2 protein-coding genes are annotated in these 1085 nt (G+C 44.5%); both read right to left on the bottom strand.

The window, feature by feature from the left end:
- Window positions 1-357: 357 nt before the first annotated feature.
- Window positions 358-501, bottom strand: a complete 144-nt coding sequence (locus F6K49_RS52145; protein WP_293053548.1) for a hypothetical protein — start codon at window positions 499-501, stop codon at window positions 358-360.
- Between the two features lie 30 nt (window positions 502-531).
- On the bottom strand, window positions 532-1085 hold a 554-nt coding region (locus F6K49_RS52140; protein WP_293110908.1), incomplete at its 5' end, for a CPP1-like family protein.

The raw sequence follows: 1085 nt of genomic DNA, 5'->3' as shown, positions 1-1085 counted from the left end.
TGATCCGGCTAGAGCGAGCCCTACGCCTGACCCTCGGTCAGGGTGGGATTAAACGAACTGTGAAAGTTCAAGTGATTTTTTGTGCCAAAAAAGCTATGGCTATGGTGGTGAGATTGTCTCAAAATTCAGGTAATTATATCACTAACTAGCTGTGCAGACAAGGTAACTTCGGATCAGGGAACAGAAAGGGTTTGATAAACTTTAAGTTTCTTAACACAGTTAAAAAAAATTGGATCTCTAGCCTGTGGCTATGATAAATTTTTATAAAATAATAATTTTTATAAAAAAATCGCGTTAAAGTCTTGGCTGACAAGGCTTGTGGTTATTTAAAAAAGCAATTTTCATGAAAATTGCTTTTCATGGCCATGATGCAGTCGCTCCCCATGAGCGACTGGCGTGGTTTCCACCGGGCAAACCCAGGCAAGGGTAGAGACGTTTGGGATATATCCCATCAAGGGGAAAAGCACCACTACTAGACAAGGAACGTGCTATTGGAGGCACATCCTCATCCCCAATCCCCCATTCCCATGTTCAACGTAAGAAGCAACTAATCAGCCACAGCAATACAAATGTCACCAATGTAGCCAGTTTTTCTGTTGTCAAGTCTAGGGTGGTGAATTGGCTTCCCAGAGAATTCCCCAGCAAACTCCCTAATCCCACACCCAAAAACAGACCTGCCAGGGTTAGCAATACTGCACGACCAAATTGTTGTTCTTTCCGATTGAGGAAATAGATCGTGAATCCGAAGCCTATAGCCATCACCAAGGGCAAAATCGAGTCTGCCGATGAGGTGTAAAGCACCGTAGCACTGCTTAAGATTAAGAACACGGCACTCGGCCAGATCATGTCTTCTCTTGTCGGAGTATCCCACAACCGTTTCAGCCACTCAGGAGAGTTATTAACTGGTGTTTGGGGAAAACTCGGTGGAGCTTGAGAAGCCTTCTCTGGGAAACGAATACGATCAGGAACTTTAATCTTTCCTTCCTGGCGCATCCTAAGTCGATCCATAATAATGGCATCGTAGGCCGCCTCTACGGTATCTAAAAGCTTTTGGTTACCACGATGCTTTTGCATCAGGCGACCTT

The organism is Moorena sp. SIO3I6 (genome assembly GCF_010672095.1).
This window is presented reverse-complemented; position numbering and strand designations above follow the sequence as displayed.